This is a genomic window from Aeribacillus sp. FSL K6-2848 (genome assembly GCF_038004325.1).
In the GTDB taxonomy this organism is placed as follows: domain Bacteria; phylum Bacillota; class Bacilli; order Bacillales; family Aeribacillaceae; genus Aeribacillus; species Aeribacillus composti.
Genome location: NZ_JBBOQQ010000001.1, coordinates 3008077 through 3029133 on the forward strand (window position 1 = coordinate 3008077; position 21057 = coordinate 3029133).

Genomic DNA, 21057 nt, shown 5'->3' on the forward strand with positions numbered 1-21057 from the left:
TCAGTTTATCGACAAGTCTTCATGTTCGTCAACGCTAATCTCATTTTTGATCTTTTCAAACGTTTTTTCTCCTATACCGGTAACCTCCAGTAAATCCTCTTCTTTTTGAAACGGCCCGTTTTCTTCACGGTGTGCGATAATTGCTTCCGCTTTTGCAGGGCCGATTCCCGTTAATTTTTGCAGCTCTTCCTTTGTCGCCGTATTAATATTGATTTTTTCTTTCTCTTGCGGTCTTTGTAAAGCATCAGCATTTGCGCCGCTTTCATCCATAAGAGCATTTTCGTCAATTTTTTCGCCTAGCTTTGGCACATAAACAACCATACCGTCTGTTAGCTTTCTGGCCAGATTCACACGATTTCCGTCTGCCTGGTCATTCATTCCTCCAGCTTTTTCGATTGCTTCAAACACCCTGCTGGATGACGGCAATTCATAAACACCAGGCTTACGAACTGCCCCCTTTACATCAATATAAATCATCGTCGTCTGTTCGTTACGGTGCTCATTCTCTTCTTCGTCATCATCTTCTCTGCTTTTTTGCATCGGCGTTCGTTCATCCGTTTCCAGCAATGGTTCATCGGAAACTTCGATCTCGTTTGAATCACGCCAGTTGTTGATGATAAAAAACAAAATGGCAGCGAAAATGATTAACAAAAAAACCCCATACTTTTTTATAAAAAGGAAATGGTTCATACACATGAATTCCCCTTTCTAAATATTCATTCATAAAATAAGGCAGCAGAACATATCGTGTAGGAGAACAATGTTAAAAAAAGGAGGGGTGAAAAGTGAAAATAGGGTTTATAGGAACCGGCAATATGGGGCGTATTCTCATTGAAGCTTTTTGCGAGGCAAAAGTATCAACACCCTCATCGTTGTTTATAACGAATAGAACGATTCAAAAGGCATATGCCATCAAACGGAAATATCCTGAAATACATGTTTGTACATCAAGTATAGAGGTCGTTCATCAAAGCGATTTCATATTTCTATGCGTTAAGCCTTTAGATATACACCCCCTTTTAAAGGAACTGAAAACTTGTTTACAAGAACATCAATGTTTAATTTCCATTACGAGCCCGATTTCAGTCGAGCAAATCGAATCGGCTGTTCCATGCCAAGTAGCCCGAGTCATACCAAGCATAACAAACAGGGCTAAAGCGGGAGCTGCTTTGCTGACATTTGGAAATAGATGCAGCGAACATACAAGAAATATCATTCTTTCCATGTTTGAAAAAATATCAAAGCCAATCTTAATAGGAAATAACATTACCCGTGTTGCATCTGATATCGTCAGCTGCGGACCGGCTTTTTTCAGCTTTTTGCTACAAAAATTTATTGAAGCTGCTGCGGCGGAAACAGACATTTCGAAAGAGGATGCGGTTCAATTAGCAAACGAGATGATGATCGGCATAGGCAAGCTGCTTGAAAGCGGGTATTACACGCTTCCGACATTGCAGGAAAAAGTGCACGTAAAAGGGGGAGTTACCGGAGAGGGGATTAAAGTGCTTGAAAATGAACTAGGCGACATGTTTCATCATTTATTTCAAAGCACCCATGCAAAATTTGATGAAGATTTACAAAAAGTGAGGCATCAATTTGACAATGAATAATATTCTGCAGGGCTCATGAAAATTCCTGCTAAAATGAAAAAAACCATCGAAAAAAAATTACATTCGATGGTTTCAACTTTTTTTCGCAATATAAAATATTCGTTCCGCCTGCTCGATGTCCGGGCTTTGAAAAATTCCATCCGTTATGTCAACGATCGTAAAGCCGCACTTTTCCAACATATGTCGGTACTCAGAAATTGAAAAAGTTCTTTGATAATGGTCTTCATCCAACCGTACATAATCCGTTCCATTGTTCACAAAGAAGGTTAATTCATGAATGACACTGTTTGGATATTCACCGTCAAAGCATTTCCAAATATAGCTGACATCCTCATCATTATCAGCGAATACAGCATGTTTAAATATTTTCTCCATTTTATGAACAGAATGGGCATCAAACAGAAATAAGCCGTTTCGGTTCAAGTGGTCGTATACGGCTTGAAACGTTTTGACCACATCCTCTTCCTTCAGCAAGTAGTTGATGGAATCGCAATTTAATAACACCGCATCAAAAGGCTTGTAGCCTTTAAGCTCCCTCATATCTTGTTCAATAAAGAGCGCATCAAACCCTTTTTTCATCATCTTTTCCTGGGCAACGGCGAGCATTTCTCCGGAGAGATCGACACCTGTTAGCTCATACCCAAGCTCAGCCATCCTATACGATATTTCTCCTGTTCCACAAGCTAAATCTAGCACCCGGTTCCCGCCGTTTCCATATCGTTGAATCGCTTGATGCAAAAATTGCGCCCATTCATCATAAGGAACATCTTTCATTAATCGGTCGTACACAGATGCAAAATGCTTATAAATCAAGCTAACCACTCGCTCACTTCTTCGCGCGGAGCATCTCCCCATAATTTTTCTAAATTATAATAGCTTCTTTCATCCCTATGGAAAACATGAGCAACGACATCTCCTAAATCAATGAGAACCCATTTTGCCTCGTCAAACCCTTCGAGACGCTTGACGGGAATTCCGTTTTCCTCTGCTTTCTCTTTCATTTCTCTGGCAATTGCTTGCACATTTTTTTCGTTATTCGCATGGCATATCATAAAATAATCAGCTATTAGAGAGATTCCTTGCATGTTTAATACTACGATATCTTCTGCTTTTTTATCGCTGCCTGCTTTAACAGTTAAAGCTAGAATATCACGCGAATTCATCCACTTCACTCCTTCAATTTTTCATTACGAGCGCATTATAAGTTTTAAACGTTTCAGGGTAAATCGGCTGCTTTTTCTTCATTAAAAATGCAATCGTATTGGATATCGACTGAACGAGCGCTTCATTTAAATCTTTTTGTGCCAATTCCCTGACTTCATCGACTCCGGGGAAGCTTCTACCCGGTTCAATATAATCAGCTAAATAAATCACTTTTTCAAGAAGAGTCATGTTTTCTCTTCCGGATGTATGGTAGCGGATCGCATCTAAAATTTCTTTATCAGAAATGCCGACTTCCTTCTCGACTAAATAGGCGCCAACAGGTGCATGCCAAAGTTCTGTATTATATTCCAGCAAGTCCTTCGGCATATTTTGTTCAATAATAATTTTTCTCATTTCATCTTTTGGCCGAAATTTGGCATAATCATGAAAAATAGCTGCTAATTCTGTCTTTTTCACATCGGCGCCGTACCGCTTTGCCAAACTGATGGCTGTCTCCATTACGCCTAAAGTATGTTGATAACGCTGTTTCGTTATCGCCTTTTCCACAACTGCTAACGCTTTTTCACGTTCCATATAATCGATTCTCCCCTATATATTGAATAACTTTTTTGGGCAGAAGATAGTCCACCGCTTGTCCGTTTTTCAATCGCTCTCTGATCATTGTAGAGGAAACATCAAACTGAGGAACTTCCACCTCTTTTACGAAAAATGTGCTCTCATTCGAGTATCCGTTACGTTTCACGCCGACAAATTGCACCATATCCATCAATTCCTCTATTCGATGCCAATGAGGCAAATTTTCAATCATATCTGATCCAATAATAAAATAAAATTCTTCGTTTGGATATCTTTCTTTCAATATTTTCACTGTGTCATACGTAAAAGACGGACCCTCTCTTTCAAGTTCAATTAATTGGACTTGAAAAAATGGATTTCCTTCAATTGCTCTTTTCAGCATATTTACCCGGTGGTGTGTTTCTGTCACCGGCTCCTTTTGTTTATGGGGTGGAATATTGTTCGGCATAAACCATATTTTGTCCAGATTAAGAGAATGAAGAACCTCATTGGCCATTAATAAATGTCCGTTATGGGGCGGGTCAAATGTCCCCCCAAAAATTCCGATTTTACCCAATTTTTCCGCACCATCCGTTCGTTTATTCAGGCAAAATGATTTGTTTTTTTTCTTTTGATTCTTTATATAAAACAATGACATTTCCGATGATTTGGACGAGATGGGCATTTGTCCCATCAACAAGTGCTTGAGCAACTGCTGCTTTGTCTTCATCACAATTTTTCAGCACGTTCACTTTTATGAGCTCTCTTGCTTCTAAACAATCGTTCACCTGCTGAAGCAAATTTGAATTTACTCCGCCCTTTCCAATTTGGAAAATCGGGTTCAGATGATGTGCAAGAGAGCGTAAAAAACGTTTTTGTTTTCCAGTTAAAGTCATGATTTTCCTCCTAATTTTTCATATACGAGCTTTTTCATTCGACTGACATCAGGTTCCACATTCGTCCATATTTGAAACGCACATGCCCCTTGATAAACAAACATTCCTACTCCGTCAACAGCTTTAAGGCCCAGCTTTTCAGCCTCTTTTAATAACATCGTTTTCAGCGGATTATAAATGATATCAGCAACGACAGTTCCGCCGTGAACGCGTCCGGTTAATTCAATCGGCTTTTCTTCGATATTTGGCTTCATCCCGATGGATGTCGTTTGAATGATGACATCATATTCATTGGACGTTTGATCGAGTTGTTGGAATGAATAAACGTTTCCTTTTGTCTCATAGCTGCAGTTTTCCTTTAACAGATGAGCCCGCTCTGCTGTTCTGTTTACAATATCAATGAACGCAAAGCCTTCTTTCGCCAGCGTTGTATAGATCGCCCGAGCGGCTCCGCCCGCCCCGATCAGCAGCACTTTTAAATCTCGGGGATTGGTATTGTCAATATGCTCTTTCAATGACAGGTAAAATCCGTATCCGTCTGTGTTAAAACCGATTAATCTCCCGTCTTCGTTTTTTACTGTATTTACCGCGTGAAGCAATTGAGCCGATTCATCCAATTCATCAAGAAAAGGAATGATTGACACTTTATGTGGAACCGTTACATTAAACCCCTTTATGCCAAGAGCCTTCATCCCTTTTACCGCTTGTTCAAGCTCTTCCCCTTTTACTTGAAATGCGTGATAGCGGGCATTCATATTTAAGTAATCGAAAGCATCGTTATGAATGAGAGGGGAAAGCGAATGACCGATCGGGTCGCCTATTACTCCGTAAACTTGCTCCATTTGAAATCCTCTCCACCTTTTTGTTTTTATATTAATGAATGACGGACGCCCACATGTACATCTTTAGGTGCATAAGCAACAACTCTTTTCGGTCCATCGTGGATCGTTACCCATCCAAGACCTGAAAACACGATATCTTTCTTTTTTCCATTTATAGTGAATTCGTGCGGGACAAGTTCTGGAAAGGATTCGACTGCTTCTTTACTAGGAGGGGTTAAAAGCTCCCCTAAATGTGTTGCATATAAATGATCCGCCTTCTCCAGTTTTGTTCGATGAATGTCAATGCTGTTCGGAATATAGCACACAATGGAGGAACGTCCTCCCTTTATATAATCCAGTCTTGCCAATCCGCCGAAGTATAAAGTTTGCCTTTCATTTAACTGGAACACTCTAGGCTTAATTTCTTTTTTCGGCGATAGAAGCTTTAGGTCGCGCTTATCAATAAAGTGCGCCATCTGATGATCATTGATAATGCCTGGTGTATCGTATAAAACTGCGCCGTCATCTAACGGAATTTCAATTAGATTGAGCGTTGTGCCGGGATAATGGGAAGTTGTAATGATATCCCCTTCTCCCGTAACCTCCTTCAAGATTCGATTAATAAAAGTTGATTTCCCAACATTTGTACATCCAACAACATACACGTTTTCTCCGTTGCGATAATGATCTATTTGCTCTGCCGCTTCTTTAATGCCATGTCCCTTTTCTGAGCTGATTAAAAGCACATCCAATGGCGTTAATCCATACTCTTTTGCTTCTCTCTTCATCCAACGAATAACCTTTTCTTTTTTCACCGATTTTGGAAGGAGATCAGCTTTATTGCCGATTAAAATGACTGGATTGTAGCCGATAAAACGCTGTATGCCGTTGATCCAGCTTCCGTTAAAATCAAAAATGTCGACAACCTTCACAACAAGAGCTTTCGTATTGCCAATGCCGTGCAAAATTTTTAAAAAGTCCTCATTTGTTAACGAGACATCTTGAATTTCGTTATAATGTTTCAGCCGAAAACACCTTTGGCAGATCGGCTGTTCTTTCTCAAGAGCAGCTTTTGGAGCATATCCAATTTCAGATGGATCTTCCGTTTGAATTTTTACTCCGCACCCGACGCAAACCTTCTCATCCAAACTCATCACTCCTCCCAATGCAGCATGCCTTTCTGTTTTAACAATTTTAAAATTTTCCTTTCAATTTTCCTGTTGATCCGGGTCCAAAAGCCGTCAGTAGACGATACAGGCACAACTAAAATCGTATGAAAACCGCAGAGATTCCCTCCGAGAACATCTGTCAGCAGCTGGTCGCCGATCACAACAACTTCTTCTTTTTTCAGCCCCATCTGCTCAGCTGCTTTTTTAAACGCTTTTGCACGGGGTTTTCCCGCTTTCGAAATGAACGGAATATTCAGCGGTTCAGAAAACGAACGGACGCGTTTTTCGTTATTATTTGAAACAATTGTCACTTTAATCCCGTTCTGTTCCATCATTTCAAACCAATTTTTCAATTTCGGAGTTGCGTTCGGCCTGTCCCATTCTACTAAAGTATTATCTAAATCGGTAATAATACCTTTTATACCTTTTTCCTTTAAAAAATGAGGATAAATATGAAAAACGCTTTTCGCATATTCTCCGGGCAAAAACCTTTTCAGCAAATTGAACACCTCTTAATTCAATAAATAGACTACTGTTAAACTATTTTTCATCATACCGAATTTCGAGTTTACTTTCAAAACAATATTGTTTTCACAAAAAAATTCGACAATTTTTTAACATATTCAACAGCTGTGGATAATTTTATACACAATATCCACCTATTTATATCAATCTTTAGTAAAGTATATAAACAAACTACCCACAGCTTTTCCACCGAAGGCTGTGGATAACAGAACGGTTGTTCTCTATTAAAAAACATGGTAAATTTATGGTAATAAATAAAGGAGGTGCTTTCTCCATAACATGATCGCTTCTATGAAAAATTTATCGGACGAATTTTTAATTGAATCTTACTATAAAGCAACCGAAATGAGGCTTAGCAAAGAATTCATCGAATTAATAGAATTGGAAATAAAGCGCCGCTCGCTCTCTCACTTATTAAAAGCATCGTCTTAGCGGTGTCTTTTTTTTTTGCTTAAAAACCTACCCCCGGCGCATGGCTGCATGTTCCACAGCCGCTAAACTCCTTTAACAGATAATCGTTGATGTCAATCCACAATGACTTAATACCTTTCAACTGATGATCTCCGATACCAATCCATTTTTCTTCACTGTCTCATTATAACTAAAACTCAGCTGTTTTCCATACTCTTTCCCCTTTTTCATGAAGGACATACAAGGACAAAGCCGCAATCACATACAATTTAATAATACGTAATGCGGGGGTGAAAAACATGTCTGGAATTTTGACTGCACTAAGCTATTTTATAAAAGAATTGGTTTTTCTCGTTTCATATGTAAAAAACAATGCTTTCCCTCAACCGCTTTCCCCAAATGAAGAAAAAAAATATCTCCGCCTGATGGCCGAAGGAAATGACGAAGCAAGAAATATATTAATTGAACATAATTTGCGCCTTGTCGCTCATATTGTCAAAAAATTTGAAAATACAGGTGAAGACTCGGAAGATCTCATATCCATCGGCACAATTGGTTTAATTAAAGCGATTGAAAGCTATTCCGAAAACAAAGGGACAAAGCTTGCTACATATGCCGCAAGATGCATTGAAAATGAAATTTTAATGCATCTCCGTTCCTTAAAAAAAACAAAAAAAGATGTTTCCCTACACGATCCTATTGGCCAAGATAAAGAAGGAAACGAAATCAGTTTAATAGATGTGCTAAAATCAGAAAATGAAGATATTATCGACACGATTCAATTGAATATGGAGCTGGAAAAAATTAAGAAATATTTATCGATTCTAGACGAAAGAGAAAAAGAAGTCATTATCGGGCGGTTTGGATTGAATACGCAGCAGGAAAAAACGCAGCGTGAAATTGCAAAAGAGCTCGGCATTTCGAGAAGTTATGTTTCCAGAATCGAAAAAAGGGCACTTATGAAAATGTTTCATGAGTTTTACCGAAATGAAAAAGAAAAAAAGATGTCAAAAGAATAAAAGGAAAAGCATTTTCAACGAGATTTTGTGCGAAATTTGCGAGAGTTCCTGAATGATTTACTCGCGTATATCTGCAAAATTCATTTTAAAGTGGCTTTCCGATATGTGACATCCCATAAAACTCAAAATTAACCTTGCTACAGGTTTTCCAGCGCATTGGCGCAAATCGAGATATAAAAACGAATCTCAAAATTGACCGATTAATAAAAATCGCAGAAAGCGAATCCGCTGTTTGACGTAAAATGGTGGTAACATGATTTGACAGGATGCGAACGTTACGGTTGAGAGCCCATTACAACTGCTTTCAATCTGTAAAAAGGCAGCCTTTATTGCAGCGCTAGTTGCTGTTTTCATATGAAACAGAGCAATGCCGCCTTCATTCACCTAATGTTTTATCAAAAAAGAGGGGCTCAAAAGAGTCAGCTATACTGACTTTTTGGAGCCCTTTTTCAAGAAATGATTAAGATTGCAACTTATCAAGCTTTTTTTGATATTTCGATGACAATTTAAAAAATAGAATAGAGCTGGCTAACATCATCGTTGAAGTTCCGATTAGCATTATTTCTTGTATATTGGTCCGAGGTGAATGATTAGGAATCCATATTCCGATGTATAAAAAGGTTCCGACAGCTAGCAGAACGAGAGCAAAATGTTTATAGTCTTCTATTAATTCTTTTAATTTTTTCTCCTCCATGATATCACCTAATCGAATTAGTTATTCTATATTATAAAAGAATAACATATCGATTCGGGCTAATAGGCTTGTAATAGTTTCCATTTACATTCAACTTAGTTCTTCAATCATTTTCAGAACCAATTCCGATGAATTGAAAGCCGCTTTGTCTAAAAATTGTTCAAAAGAAATGTTCGACTCTTTTCCGGCGATATCTGAGAGCGCCCGGATGATGACAAAAGGCGTTTGAAATTTGTAGCACACTTGCGCGACAGCAGCAGCTTCCATCTCAACAGCGTACAAATGGCTGAATTTAGACCGGACAAAAGCTACTTTATCGGGGTCGTTCATAAAAGAATCCCCCGTTGCGATCGCCCCTTTTACCGTCTGAATTCCTGAAATGTCTTTTGCTTTTCTTTCAGCGATTTCAATCAGTTTTTCATCGGCCTTAAAGGATGGAGGAAGCCCGGGAACTTGACCATATTCATACCCAAAAGCCGTCACATCTACATCATGATGGCGAACCTCTGTGGATATGACAACATCCCCTACGTTTAAAGACTCATGAAATCCTCCGGCGGAGCCGGTATTGATCACATAATCCGGCTGATATCGCTCCAGCAGCAAAGTGGTGCTTACGGCTGCATTCACTTTTCCAATTCCTGATTTTAATAAAATCGTATCAGTTTGATTGTATTTTCCAATCATAAAACTGCAGCCTGCAATCTCCTCTTCTTTTGTACAATCCAATTTCTCGCGCAGGATGCGAACTTCTTCTTCCATTGCACCAATGATTGCAATTTTCATATTCCAACATTCCTTTCTATCATGAATAGCTATAAAAATCATAAAAAAAGATCCCTCAAGTGTTTGACAGTCAGCTTTTTACACATGAGGGTCTTTTTTGTTTTTCAGTCTATTTTAATACTTCAACTCTAGTCGGTTTCCAGCCCTCTCCGTCTATCCATGTAATGGATACTCTATATTTTTTTCCGTCTGCTTTGTTTTGAATCGTTCCTTTCGCATCATTCGGGCTTCCGTTATTGCCGATCCAAAGGGTCTGCATATTTTCAAGAGAAACACCTGTTGCATAGCTTAATGCTTTTTCCATTTCCTTCCAATCTACAGATGACTTTTTATAAGTCGTAACGTGCTCACCTGTCTGGACTGTTCCGATCGGCTTCCAATTTGGATTTTCAATGATTTGTTCAACATCGGAACCCGCTTCTCCTTCAGTTACTGTTGCACCTTCAAAAGGATCATCGCTCGATTCCTTTTCTTCATTTGCTGATTGTGTATTTTCGTCCTCTTCCTCCTTAATTTCATTACTTTCATTCCGTTCAGCTGCTTTTTCTTCTTCCCGCTGATCGTTAGATTGTTCAACTGTCTCTTCTTCGATATTTTTAGATGAGCTTGATTGCTCTTTTTGTTGTTCACTGTTGGAATTCGCTTGTTCAGTACCGCCTCCCAAAAAAAGCTGAGAAGCAATAACGAGGATGAGTAAGGCGACAATTCCAATTAAAATATTTAAAATCAAATTCGTTTTTCGTTTTTTATCCCGAATTTCATAACGAGAACCCGCCATTCCCCGTCAACTCCTTTGTTTCTCCAATCTTTGAGTTATTATTTTAACATACTTTATTCTTCATTAACATTATAAATCTGTTCAACCATTTCGTAAAAAACATCATTTGTCTTTGCTCCACCGCTCGTTTTGTTCATATCAACAACAACTAAGGCATATTTCGGATGTTCAGCAGGAAAAAAACCGGCAAACCATTTATGATATAATTTTTTTCCATTGTCGTTCAATGTTCCCGTTTCGGCAGTGCCTGATTTGCCGGCTACTTTAACAGGCAAGCTTTGAAACGCTCTGCCGGTTCCATCAGGATGAGCGACTACTTGAAGCAGGAGATCCGTTAATTTTGATGATGTTGCAGGGGAAATTTTTTCTCCTTTCATCAAATGGTTCTTGAATGTATACATCGTTTCTCCGTTTTTATATAAAATTTTATCCACGACTTTCACTTCTCTTTTTTCTCCTCCGCGAGCAATTGTAGCCATCATATTCGCGACAGCTAGAGGAGTAACCTTTACATTTTTTTGTCCGATGGAGGTTTGTGCGATGGCCTTTGCTGACTTTTTGTCGCTGTCATCTCCCCAAATCGTTCCTCTTTGCTCCCTTGGAAATTGTTTAAATTGATCGTAATGGTATACTTTTCCCGACCAGCCTGAGAAGCTGAGAAGGCCAAGCTTTTCTGCGTATTCTTCAATTATATTGCTCTTTTTTTGTATTAATTCCTGACCTATCGTAGCAAACGCATAATTGCAGCTTTTCGCAAAGCTTTCTTCAAACGTAAGCGTTCCAGCCCGCTTTTCTTCCTCTTTTTCTGTTTGGCCGTAGACATTCCGGTCACAATTAAATGTTCTTTCCGGTTTGATCATGTTTGTGTCGATCGCTGCTGCAGCGATAACGGTTTTAAAAACAGAACCAGGAAACATTGCCGAAAGTATTTTATTTTCATATGTTTTTGGATCATTCCGGTCCAGATCCGGTTTGGAGGCCATTGCAACTACTTCGCTGTTTTCAATGTCTAACAGAACGAGGCCGCCTTCATTTATTTGATGTTTTGTTAAAATTTGTTCAGCTTTTTCTTGCAAATGTTTGTCAATCGTTGTTTGAACGGCAATTGGGTAAAATGGATTGGAATCGGCAATATATTTTACATTGACGCCGAAAAGAGGCCTGCCGAGACCATCAACATGATATAAAAGTCTTGACGCATCTTCCGGCTGCAAAAATTCATCAAACGCCTCCTCCAGTCCAGTCACGCCTACTTCAGGACTTAATGACGTGATCTCTTTGTCAGGGTATCTTTTTTTCCATTCTGTTTCATTTTCGCTTGTCATCCCAATAAGATGGGAAGCAATATTGTCTGATTGCTCTGTTTTCATAAAGATGCCGAATACTCCCGGAATTTTTAACTTATTGATGGCTTTTATATCCTGTTCATCAAGTTGAAATCCTTTTTCTTTATTCAACAAAATAGGTTCATTTTTCGTTCCTTTCAATAATTGTTCGATTTCATCCTTGCGAACAGAAATGGCTGCCGCCAATTGATCGATCGGCCATTGATAATTTTTCAGAAATGGAAATAAAACGAGCGTAGGCAAATATGTTTCGTTCAAAGGTTTATTTTCACGATCAATAAATCGACCCCGCCCATCATCTATAATTACTTCTTGTGTCCTCTGTTTGACGCTTTCTTTCATCAAATTGACATCTTGTTCTGAAAATGACTCGGTTTCAAGCAGTTGAATTTGCGCAAGTCTATATATGAGAACACCCATTAACAAAATGATGAAGACGCCTATATATTTTATTCGCTTATTCATAAAAAAACACCTCGTCTTATATTTTCGACGAGGTGCGCACATCTTAAACTATATTAAAGGCTATCAACATTAATCAACACGTACAATTTTGACTGTCATATCGCCGCCAGGCGTCTGAACTACAACTTCTTCCCCTACTTGACGGCCGAGCAGGCTTTTAGCCATCGGAGAATCATTGGAAATTTTCCCTTCGAAAGGATCTGCTTCTGCACTTCCGACAATTGTATAAGTTTCTTCTTCTCCATCAGGCAATTCAATAAACGTAACAGATTTTCCAAGTGAAACAGTTGTTTTATTTTCTGTGTCTTCTTCAATAATTTTCGCATTGCGAATCATATTTTCGAGCGTTGTAATGCGTCCTTCTACAAAAGCTTGCTCTTCTTTTGCTGAATCATATTCAGAGTTTTCTGATAGGTCGCCAAATGATCTTGCCACTTTTATTCGTTCTACAACTTCTTTTCGCTTTACCGTTTTTAAATACTCAAGTTCTTGTTCAAGTTTTTCTTTCCCAGCTTTCGTCATAGGAAATACCTTTTCTTCCGCCATAATAGTCCTCCTTTTCTTTATATCCCCCTAATGGTTCCTAAAAAATGAAAGAACTTTTCTGCCGTTCTTTCGACAGAAAAGAATCTTTTATAACATAGTTATAGAAGGAAATATTTATCTATGATATGTTATTACAAAATAATCGGCAGTTCAAGAAACGTTTTGCTTTTTTATAAAAAAATCCAGATTCTTCCCCTATCTTGTCTCTTTTCTCATCATATTATACGGATATAGCGGATGCTCGCACTTGAAGCGGATTATTTGCAAAGGATGTCTTGCTGCATCCAATTCATTTCCATCTTCATCCCAAATTTTATCGATGACAATGCGAAAATTGTCAATTTGCGGACCGAAAAATTCTACTTCGTCACCAGGTCTGAAATGGTTTCTTTGCTGCAATGTCACCATTTTCGTTTCTGGATTCCAGTCAAGCACAAGCCCGACAAAGTCGTATGCTGTTTTTTTGCTGTGAGTGCCAAATAATTGCTCTTGATAACCAGGCACTCCTTCAAAAAAGGCAGGAGCCGTTTCTCTGTTCGCGCATTTATCCAATTCTTCCAGCCATTCCTGTTTCATGACAAAATGATCGGGATCGGCGCAGTATGCATCAATGACTTTGCGATATACACTGACAACAGTTGCAACATAGTGAATGGATTTCATGCGGCCTTCAATTTTCAAGCTGTCGATCCCCATTTCAATCATTTTCGGAATCGACTCAACCAATTTTAAGTCTTTAGCGCTCATTGCAAATGGAGAGTCTTGCTCATCAAACATAGGCACTTCTTTGCCTTTATAATATTCATATAAATCATAATCCCACCGGCAGGACTGACAGCATCCTCCTCTGTTTGAATCTCGCGCTGTCATATGATTGCTTAATGTGCAGCGGCCTGAATAGGCAATGCACATCGCACCGTGAATAAACGTTTCGATTTCAATATCTACTTTTTCTTTTATTTCTCTAATTTCTTCAGCGCTCGTTTCCCGTGCTAGAACGACCCGCTCCAAACCTTCCTCCTTCCAAAATTGGACAGCTTTCCAATTCGAAAGGGATTGCTGAGTGCTTAAGTGGACTTCCAATTTTGGAGCTACCTTTCTGCACGTTTCAATAATGAGGGGATCTGCGACAATGACCCCTGCCACTCCCGCGTCTTCTAGCGCTTTTAAATATTGATCGAGTCCAGGAATGTTTTCATTATGTGCATAAATGTTTGTCGTCACATATATTTTTGCCCCGTACTGATTAGCAAATTGAACTCCTTCTTTAATTTCCTCAATGGAGAAATTATCGGCATTGGAACGCAAGCCGTACTCTTGTCCGCCAATGAAGACGGCGTCAGCACCGTACATGACGGCGATTTTTAATTTCTCCAAATTTCCGGCAGGTGCAAGAAGTTCAGGTTTTTTCGTTATGACCCTTTTACCGTTGATAATTGTTGAAATTTTATCTTTCACAACCGGCATGCGAACTCCTCCTTTAACGTTTTTTTAATAAACGGTCTCTTTAAAGAAAAATCCTGTATCCAACGGGCGGTTTGGCGGCTGTATTTCCTCAATTTCAGCGTACAGCTTGTCTTTAACATTTTCATATTGCTCTCGATCCTCAGCGCATAAATCGATCGCCTTTCGATACTTTTTCGTCACTTCTACAATATATTCCGGAGTTTTCAGCACGCCATCTATTTTAAAAGAATCAATTCCTGCATCAACCAGTTCCTCCAGCTCGTCAATGATGCAAATATCATTCGGACTCATAATATGGGTTCCATTTTCATCCTCAAAAATTGGATATTTGTTATTTCTCTCTTTATCATGCAAAAACATATTTTTGCCGTATTTATAATTGTGAATTTCCATCGCTTTCCCACGATATTCAAAATAATTGCCGATAAGAGATCTTTTGGACTGAAACATGCACGTCATTCCGTGGACTTGGACTTCTATTTCCACTTCTGCATGCTCTTTCGTTTCAATGACAGCTTCCATGCTTAACTCCCGAGCTAGTACTGCACGCTTGGCGCCTTTCCTTCCCCAATAGTTGCATGCATACCAGTTGGTCGCGGTTGTTTCCGTATTCCAATGGAGCTTCATCTCCGGAGCAACTTCCCTAACAGTCATTAACACAGCTGGATCACCGAATACAATCGCATCTGCCTTCGCATTATGAACAAATTTTACATAATCTGCAAGCTCGTCTACTTTATCATTATGAAAAATTGCATTCATTGCAACGTATACTTTTTTTCCATATTGATGGGCAAGGTCAATCGCATCTAATACATCTTTTCGATGAAATTCCCCTGCAAGCCTTAAGCCATAACGCTGTTCGCCGATGATAAAAGCATCTGCGCCAGCTTTGCAAAGGCTCTCAATATTTTTGACATTTACAGGTGTGACGAGCAGTTCGGGTTTTTTCATTCCCCTTCACCCCTTTTTATACTGAAGGCTAATCCGTCGCCTATCGGAATAATAACGGTATCCCATTCGGACTGATTCATTAGCCATTCATTATATTCTTTAATTTTCTTCGCTAAAGATTTTAACCTTTTTGATTCTATCATTTCTTCAGCGACTAGTCCTTTAAAAAGAACATTATCCGAAAAAACGACCGCTCTTTTTGACAGCAAAGGTTCATATGCTTGAAAAAAACGTTTATATTGCCCTTTGCTTGCATCGATAAAGAGCGCATCAAACGGGCCGTCAAGCTTGACTTCCTGTACGATTTCTAGAGCATCACCGTGATAAATGGTAATTTGATTTTCAAGACCGCAAGCTCGAATATTTTGTTCCGCTAGTTCAAATCGATGAGGATCTATTTCAATCGTTACAATTTTTGTGTTCGGCAGCGCTTTTGCCATCCGAATCGCCGAATAGCCGATCGCCGCCCCAATTTCCAATATTTTGTTCGGCTGATGGAGCTTTAAAATATGAAGCATGACAGACAGCGCCCGCTCTTCCATAATCGGCACCTTCTGCTCTTTTGCATATGCTTCTAATTGAACTAATTTTTCATCTTTGTTAGTAGAAAAATTTGCTAAATATTCCTCGATTTTTTTGTTTGACAAAATGGACACTCCTAAAAAACTCCCTTAATCAAAGAAGAGTTCTGTTCGAACTCTTCAAGTTTGTTTTTTTAGCTCGATATATTTTAACATAAAAGAAAAAGGAATGCGAATCGCAAACCTTTAATCCTTTTCCGTAATATGCTTAGCTTTTTCTTTGTTATGCTCATCCAACGTCTTCGTAAATATAACTTCCCCTTCTTTCGTTGCGAGAAAATAAAAATAGTTTGTATCGGCAGGATTTGCTACAGCATCTAGTGACTGCTTGCCAGCATTGGCAATCGGCCCCGGCGGAAGTCCTTTATTTTTATATGTGTTATAGGGAGAATTGACTTCTAAATCTTTATAGTATACGCGCTCCTTATGCTTTCCTAATGAATATAAAACGGTTGGATCTGTCTGGAGAGGCATGTTCTTTTCTAAACGATTGTAAAAAACGCTGGCTATTTTTTCCCTGTTGGCTTTTTCCGTCGCTTCCTCCTCCACTAAAGACGCTAATGTTAAAAATTGATGAGTGGAAAGACTCAGCTCTTTCATTTTGTTTCTATAAGGAACAAGCATTTCATCTGTCTTTTTAATCATTGTTTCAATGATTTCCGACAAAGGAGGAGATTCCTCATAAAACGAATAAGTAGCCGGATACAAATATCCTTCCAATGCATATTTTATACGTCTGTTGAAAATGTCATCTGTTATTGTATTAGGATACTTTTTTTGCATTTGTTTGATAAACTGTTGGTTTGTTAATTGGTTCATAATTTCTTTTTTTGAATAGGGAGTATGTTTGGCGATGATGTCAGCAATTTCTGATAGTTGCAATCCTTCCGGGATCGTCAATTTAATAGCTGCTTCTCCCATTAATTCGCCTTTTTTTAAGCGTTCAACGATTTCTTGAATCGTCATCGATTGATTAAATTGATAATTTCCTGCTTGAAACCCTGATTCATTTTTAAATTTCACGTAATATTTAAACACGATCGCACTTTTAATGATGTCATTTTTTTCTAAAATAGAAGCAATTTGCGATACGGAAGATCCAATCGGAATTTGTACCTTTACAGGTTCCTTATTATCCGGATCAACAGGCTTTAATGCAGATCGCACATATAAATACCCGCCGCCAATCACTCCAGCAAATATAACAACAAAGGCAATCAGGACAGTTAACACAGTTTTTCGAACAATTTTCGCTATATGCAGTTTTTCTTGGAGTTTCTTATCCAAAAATTCCTTATTCGAATCCGAATCCGCCATCAATTCATCCTCCTTCCGTCCCGATTATTATACTACATACACGCATTTATTCGTCAAAAATCTCCATTTTTTTATAGGAAGAAATTGTTTTTTTCATTTGGATGTAAATCACCTCAACAAAAAAAGCACCGCAAAACGGTGCTTATTCCTCTTCTAAAAATGTATTTAAAACGGCCTCGATCATTTCCCATTCTTCATCGGTTTCCACAGGCTCCAGCTTTCCACCTTCACCGTCTTCATTGGGAATGTAGCTTGCTGCATGAATTTCTATTCCATCTTCGTCTTCCTCATCATCGATGCCGATCGGATAATAAAGAACGTAAGATTTGTCAAATTCGTCCGAATTAAACGTAAACAAAATTTCGTATAGTTGTTCATTACCGTTTTCATCAATAACGGTAATATGTTTTTCACCTTCCACTTATTTCACCTCAATTTATTGTTGACTGTCCAAATAACTTTGCAAAATAATCACCGCAGCCATTTTATCAATGACTTGCCGTCTTTTTCGCCGGCTTACATCCGCCTCAATGAGAAATCTTTCGGCTTCCATCGTCGAAAGGCGCTCATCCCATAAAATGACCGGAAGCTGAAACTGCTCCTTCAAAAGCGCGGCAAAGCGCTCGCTTGCTTCTCCCCTTGGTCCAACGGTGCCGTTCATATTTTTCGGATACCCGACTACTATTTTTTCTACCTCGTATTTCTTTATCAGTTCAGAGAGTCTTTGAATCCCGAACTCGCCTTCATCTTCATTTATGCTGATCGTTTCCACACCTTGAGCAGTCCATCCCAGCTCATCGCTTACCGCAACTCCTAATGTTTTTGAACCTAAGTCTAACCCAATGATTCGCATTTTATTCCTCACGGTTGTTTTTCAAATAAAATTTTACAAGCTCTTCAATTAATTCATCTCGTTCAATTTTTCTAATCAGATTGCGTGCGCCGTTATGTCTAGGAATGTAAGCAGGATCTCCGGACAACAAATAGCCGACGATTTGATTGATCGGATTATAACCCTTTTCTTCCAGTGCATTGTATACGGCACTTAGAACTTCCTTGACATTTGTCTCAACAGGTTCTTCTGAAAAATTAAACTTCATCGTTTTATCGAAGGAACTCAATTTTTGCACCTCTTTCCTAGACTAAAAAGCGAATCTGCTTGTCTACATCCATTTTACACTATGAATGGAATTTATGAAACGGATTTCACCCAGTCTTCGACAAAACGAAGAGCTTCAGCTAACCGTTCAGGATTTTTTCCTCCCGCTTGAGCCATGTCAGGTCTTCCGCCGCCGCCGCCTCCACAGCGGCTTGCAATTTCCTTAATTAATTTTCCAGCATGGAACCCTTTGTCAACTAAGTCTTTTGTGATGCCGGCTGCTAAATTTACTTTTCCGTCTGATACCGTTGCTAGCACAACAATAGCCGAGCCGAGCTTTTGCTTCAGTTCATCGACCATGCCGCGCAATCTGTTCATATCTTTCACTTGAACTTTTTCCGCAAGAACTGTTACACCGTTGATCGTTACCGCTTTTTCAGCGATGTTCCCCGCTTCCAGATTGCTAAGCTTCATCGTAAGAGATTCGTTTTCCCGCTGTAGTTCTTTTATTTCTTGCTGCAGACTGTCAATTCTCTCCGGCAGATTTTTTACATTCGCTTTCAGTTTTGCCCCAATTTCCTTTAACAATAAATATTGTTCATTCATAAACCGGTACGCTTCTTTTCCTGTCACCGCTTCAATTCGGCGGGTTCCTGCACCAATTCCAGTTTCGGAAACAATCTTAAACAGTCCGATTTCCGCTGTATTTGTTACATGGCATCCGCCGCAAAGCTCAAGCGAATAATCGCCTACTTGAACAACGCGAACAATTTTTCCGTATTTTTCTCCAAATAAAGCCATCGCGCCCATCGCTTTCGCTTCGTCAAGAGGCATGTGCTCGATAGAGACTGGAATGCTTTCCCAAATTTTCTCATTTACAATTCGTTCAATTTCTTCCAGCTCTTCTGTTGAAACTTGTCCAAAATGTGAAAAGTCAAAACGGAGACGGTCGGAAGCAACAAGCGATCCAGCTTGGTTGACATGTACGCCCAGCACGTCCTTCAGCGCTTGGTGCAGCAAATGTGTCGCTGTATGATTTTTCACGATGGATTTTCTAGACTCTGCACAAACGGAAGCGTAAACTGCTGCTCCTTTTGTCAAAACGCCTTTTTCGATGACAGCCCGGTGCAAGTGTTGGCCGTTCGGCGCTTTTTGCACATCTTTTACGTTTAAGACCACATCATCATTTTTGATGATTCCTTTGTCAGCAATTTGACCTCCGCTTTCAGCATAAAAAGGCGTCTCGTCCAATATAATTTGGACCTCTTCCCCGCTCTCGGCTTGATCGACTAATTCCCCATCTTTTATGATCACAAGCACCCGTGCATTTGCTTCCAGGGTATTGTAGCCGACAAATTTGCTTTCCTCTTTTAATTCCACAAGAATTCCGCTTTGCACTTGCATCGAGTCGACATCCTGTCTGGCTTTTCTTGCACGTTCTTTTTGATGCTCCATTTCTCGTTCAAAGCCTTCATAATCCAGCTCCATGCCTTCATCTTGTGCGTATTCCTCCGTCAATTCCACTGGAAAACCGTATGTGTCGTAAAGCCGAAACACATCTTCGCCTGGAATTATTCGGCTACCCTGTCCTTTCTGCTTTTTGATTACATCCGCTAAAATGGCAAGCCCTTCATGGAGAGTCTCATGGAAACGCTCTTCCTCATTTTTAATTACCTTTTGAACAAAGGATGCTTTTTCTTTTACTTCCGGATAGTAATCGTTCATAATTTCCGCTACAACCGGAACTAATTCATACATAAACGGGCGGTCTATGTTGATCGTTTTTGCATACCGAACCGCTCTGCGGATAAGACGGCGAAGTACATACCCTCTGCCTTCATTAGAAGGTAGCGCACCGTCTGCAACAGCAAATGTAACCGTGCGGATATGGTCGGCAATCACTTTAAAAGCGACATCTTTCTCTTTGTCGGTTCGATAAGCTTCCCCCGAAATCTTTTCGGTAGCTTGAATGATCGGTAAAAAGAGATCTGTGTCAAAGTTGGTCGGCGCATTTTGAATGACAGAAACCATTCGCTCTAAGCCCATGCCTGTATCAATATTCTTTTTTGGAAGCGGAGTGTAAGTTCCATCAGGATTATGATTAAATTGAGAAAAAACAAGATTCCAAACTTCCAAATAGCGTTCGTTTTCACCACCGGGATAAAGTTCCGGATCATTTGGATCGTTTCCAAATTCTTCTCCACGATCATAAAATATTTCAGTATTTGGTCCGCTTGGCCCTTCACCAATATCCCAGAAATTCCCTTCCAAACGGATAATTCGTTCTTCCGGCAACCCGATTTTATTTTTCCAAATGTCATACGCCTCTTCATCTTCCGGATGAATAGTAACTGATAATCTATTTGGGTCGAAGCCAATCCATTTTTCGCTTGTTAAAAATTCCCATGCCCATTCAATCGCCTCTTCTTTAAAATAGTCGCCGATTGAGAAATTTCCGAGCATTTCGAAAAATGTATGATGGCGTGCTGTTTTTCCGACATTTTCAATATCGTTTGTTCGGATTGATTTTTGTGCGTTAGTAATTCTCGGATTTTCAGGAACAACCCTTCCGTCAAAATATTTTTTCAATGTTGCGACACCGCTGTTGATCCACAATAGTGACGGATCATCAACCGGAATTAAAGAAGCGCTCGGTTCAACCGAATGTCCTTTTTCCTTAAAAAAATCTAAAAACATTTGACGAACTTGTGCTGAAGTGAGCTTTTTCATGGCATTCCTCCTAAAATGTCTTCATTTTTCTCGCAAAATAAAAACTCTCGCCTATGTAAATGCTCTGATTTACACAGGGACGAGAGTTACTCGCGGTACCACCCTGATTATGAGCCAATTGCTC

At 39.4% G+C, this 21057-nt stretch carries 25 protein-coding genes and 1 other annotated feature (1 of these 26 only partly in view); of the genes, 3 read left to right on the forward strand and 22 right to left on the reverse strand.

Annotated features, from left to right (window positions below; all coding sequences use genetic code 11):
* Nucleotides 1–690, reverse strand: coding sequence for a helix-hairpin-helix domain-containing protein (locus NSS70_RS14530; RefSeq protein WP_339210144.1), 690 nt, complete (start codon nucleotides 688–690; stop codon nucleotides 1–3).
* Between the two features lie 95 nt (nucleotides 691–785).
* Between NSS70_RS14530 and comER the strand changes: the two genes are divergently transcribed.
* The gene (comER, locus tag NSS70_RS14535; RefSeq protein WP_340881839.1) at nucleotides 786–1610 is read left to right on the forward strand and encodes a late competence protein ComER; all 825 of its coding nucleotides are present in this window, start codon (nucleotides 786–788) and stop codon (nucleotides 1608–1610) included.
* Nucleotides 1611–1682: 72 nt separating this feature from the next.
* Here comER and NSS70_RS14540 read toward each other — a convergent pair whose 3' ends face one another.
* The 8 genes from NSS70_RS14540 to NSS70_RS14575 are packed head-to-tail and all read right to left on the reverse strand — an operon-like array spanning nucleotide 1683 to nucleotide 6715.
* A complete protein-coding gene (locus tag NSS70_RS14540; protein ID WP_235600443.1) occupies nucleotides 1683–2432 on the reverse strand; it encodes a class I SAM-dependent DNA methyltransferase in 750 nt (249 codons plus the stop codon).
* Complete coding sequence (gene rsfS, locus NSS70_RS14545) at nucleotides 2420–2773, reverse strand: ribosome silencing factor (protein WP_063388012.1); 354 nt, start codon at nucleotides 2771–2773, stop codon at nucleotides 2420–2422. Before rsfS ends, NSS70_RS14540 begins: the two co-directional genes overlap by 13 nt.
* A 13-nt stretch (nucleotides 2774–2786) precedes the next feature.
* Entirely contained in the window at nucleotides 2787–3347 is a 561-nt protein-coding gene (gene yqeK / locus NSS70_RS14550; protein ID WP_339196888.1) for a bis(5'-nucleosyl)-tetraphosphatase (symmetrical) YqeK, read from the reverse strand.
* The gene (locus tag NSS70_RS14555) at nucleotides 3337–3906 is read right to left on the reverse strand and encodes a nicotinate-nucleotide adenylyltransferase (protein ID WP_066250550.1); all 570 of its coding nucleotides are present in this window, start codon (nucleotides 3904–3906) and stop codon (nucleotides 3337–3339) included. The genes yqeK and NSS70_RS14555 overlap by 11 nt, the downstream gene beginning before the upstream one ends.
* A 22-nt stretch (nucleotides 3907–3928) precedes the next feature.
* On the reverse strand, nucleotides 3929–4225 hold the full coding sequence (gene yhbY, locus NSS70_RS14560; protein ID WP_063388009.1) for a ribosome assembly RNA-binding protein YhbY: 297 nt from the start codon (nucleotides 4223–4225) through the stop codon (nucleotides 3929–3931).
* Nucleotides 4222–5067 (reverse strand): shikimate dehydrogenase, encoded by an 846-nt coding sequence (aroE, locus tag NSS70_RS14565; protein WP_327848035.1) that lies wholly within the window; start codon nucleotides 5065–5067, stop codon nucleotides 4222–4224. Before aroE ends, yhbY begins: the two co-directional genes overlap by 4 nt.
* Nucleotides 5068–5093: 26 nt before the next feature.
* Entirely contained in the window at nucleotides 5094–6200 is a 1107-nt protein-coding gene (gene yqeH / locus NSS70_RS14570) for a ribosome biogenesis GTPase YqeH (protein WP_429653210.1), read from the reverse strand.
* Nucleotides 6200–6715, reverse strand: coding sequence for a YqeG family HAD IIIA-type phosphatase (locus NSS70_RS14575; protein WP_063388006.1), 516 nt, complete (start codon nucleotides 6713–6715; stop codon nucleotides 6200–6202). The genes yqeH and NSS70_RS14575 overlap by 1 nt, the downstream gene beginning before the upstream one ends.
* A gap of 316 nt (nucleotides 6716–7031) precedes the next feature.
* Here NSS70_RS14575 and NSS70_RS14580 point away from each other — a divergent pair, with 316 nt between their 5' ends.
* Nucleotides 7032–7172 carry a sporulation histidine kinase inhibitor Sda gene (locus tag NSS70_RS14580; protein WP_063388169.1) on the forward strand — a complete coding sequence of 47 codons (141 nt, stop codon included), beginning with the start codon at nucleotides 7032–7034 and terminating at the stop codon, nucleotides 7170–7172.
* 278 nt (nucleotides 7173–7450) lie between these two features.
* Nucleotides 7451–8170: an RNA polymerase sporulation sigma factor SigK gene (gene sigK / locus NSS70_RS14585; protein ID WP_063388005.1), complete on the forward strand. Its 720-nt coding sequence runs from the start codon at nucleotides 7451–7453 to the stop codon at nucleotides 8168–8170.
* A gap of 460 nt (nucleotides 8171–8630) precedes the next feature.
* Here the strand turns inward: sigK and NSS70_RS14590 are convergent, their stop codons facing one another.
* The 13 genes from NSS70_RS14590 to alaS form a co-directional block, all read right to left on the reverse strand.
* On the reverse strand, nucleotides 8631–8864 hold the full coding sequence (locus tag NSS70_RS14590; protein WP_063388004.1) for a YrhC family protein: 234 nt from the start codon (nucleotides 8862–8864) through the stop codon (nucleotides 8631–8633).
* A 90-nt stretch (nucleotides 8865–8954) separates the two neighbouring features.
* Nucleotides 8955–9650: a 5'-methylthioadenosine/S-adenosylhomocysteine nucleosidase gene (gene mtnN, locus NSS70_RS14595; RefSeq protein ID WP_063388168.1), complete on the reverse strand. Its 696-nt coding sequence runs from the start codon at nucleotides 9648–9650 to the stop codon at nucleotides 8955–8957.
* A gap of 109 nt (nucleotides 9651–9759) precedes the next feature.
* Nucleotides 9760–10428: a YrrS family protein gene (locus NSS70_RS14600; protein ID WP_340881841.1), complete on the reverse strand. Its 669-nt coding sequence runs from the start codon at nucleotides 10426–10428 to the stop codon at nucleotides 9760–9762.
* Nucleotides 10429–10481: 53 nt separating this feature from the next.
* Nucleotides 10482–12239: a peptidoglycan D,D-transpeptidase FtsI family protein gene (locus tag NSS70_RS14605; protein ID WP_340805775.1), complete on the reverse strand. Its 1758-nt coding sequence runs from the start codon at nucleotides 12237–12239 to the stop codon at nucleotides 10482–10484.
* A gap of 69 nt (nucleotides 12240–12308) precedes the next feature.
* Nucleotides 12309–12785, reverse strand: coding sequence for a transcription elongation factor GreA (greA, locus tag NSS70_RS14610; protein WP_063388001.1), 477 nt, complete (start codon nucleotides 12783–12785; stop codon nucleotides 12309–12311).
* 195 nt (nucleotides 12786–12980) lie between these two features.
* A complete protein-coding gene (locus NSS70_RS14615; RefSeq protein ID WP_066250540.1) occupies nucleotides 12981–14252 on the reverse strand; it encodes a peptidase U32 family protein in 1272 nt (423 codons plus the stop codon).
* 24 nt (nucleotides 14253–14276) lie between these two features.
* On the reverse strand, nucleotides 14277–15206 hold the full coding sequence (locus NSS70_RS14620; protein ID WP_063387999.1) for a peptidase U32 family protein: 930 nt from the start codon (nucleotides 15204–15206) through the stop codon (nucleotides 14277–14279).
* Entirely contained in the window at nucleotides 15203–15853 is a 651-nt protein-coding gene (locus tag NSS70_RS14625) for an O-methyltransferase (protein WP_063387998.1), read from the reverse strand. The genes NSS70_RS14620 and NSS70_RS14625 overlap by 4 nt, the downstream gene beginning before the upstream one ends.
* A 120-nt stretch (nucleotides 15854–15973) precedes the next feature.
* Nucleotides 15974–17104 (reverse strand): endolytic transglycosylase MltG, encoded by a 1131-nt coding sequence (gene mltG, locus NSS70_RS14630; protein WP_340881842.1) that lies wholly within the window; start codon nucleotides 17102–17104, stop codon nucleotides 15974–15976.
* A gap of 142 nt (nucleotides 17105–17246) precedes the next feature.
* Nucleotides 17247–17525 (reverse strand): DUF1292 domain-containing protein, encoded by a 279-nt coding sequence (locus NSS70_RS14635; protein WP_063387996.1) that lies wholly within the window; start codon nucleotides 17523–17525, stop codon nucleotides 17247–17249.
* Between the two features lie 15 nt (nucleotides 17526–17540).
* Nucleotides 17541–17957: a Holliday junction resolvase RuvX gene (gene ruvX / locus NSS70_RS14640; RefSeq protein ID WP_063387995.1), complete on the reverse strand. Its 417-nt coding sequence runs from the start codon at nucleotides 17955–17957 to the stop codon at nucleotides 17541–17543.
* 1 nt (nucleotide 17958) lies between these two features.
* On the reverse strand, nucleotides 17959–18225 hold the full coding sequence (locus NSS70_RS14645) for an IreB family regulatory phosphoprotein (protein WP_063387994.1): 267 nt from the start codon (nucleotides 18223–18225) through the stop codon (nucleotides 17959–17961).
* A gap of 71 nt (nucleotides 18226–18296) precedes the next feature.
* Nucleotides 18297–20933, reverse strand: coding sequence for an alanine--tRNA ligase (gene alaS, locus NSS70_RS14650; protein WP_339193149.1), 2637 nt, complete (start codon nucleotides 20931–20933; stop codon nucleotides 18297–18299).
* 72 nt (nucleotides 20934–21005) lie between these two features.
* Nucleotides 21006–21057: a binding site (T-box leader), on the reverse strand (it continues 155 nt past the right edge of the window).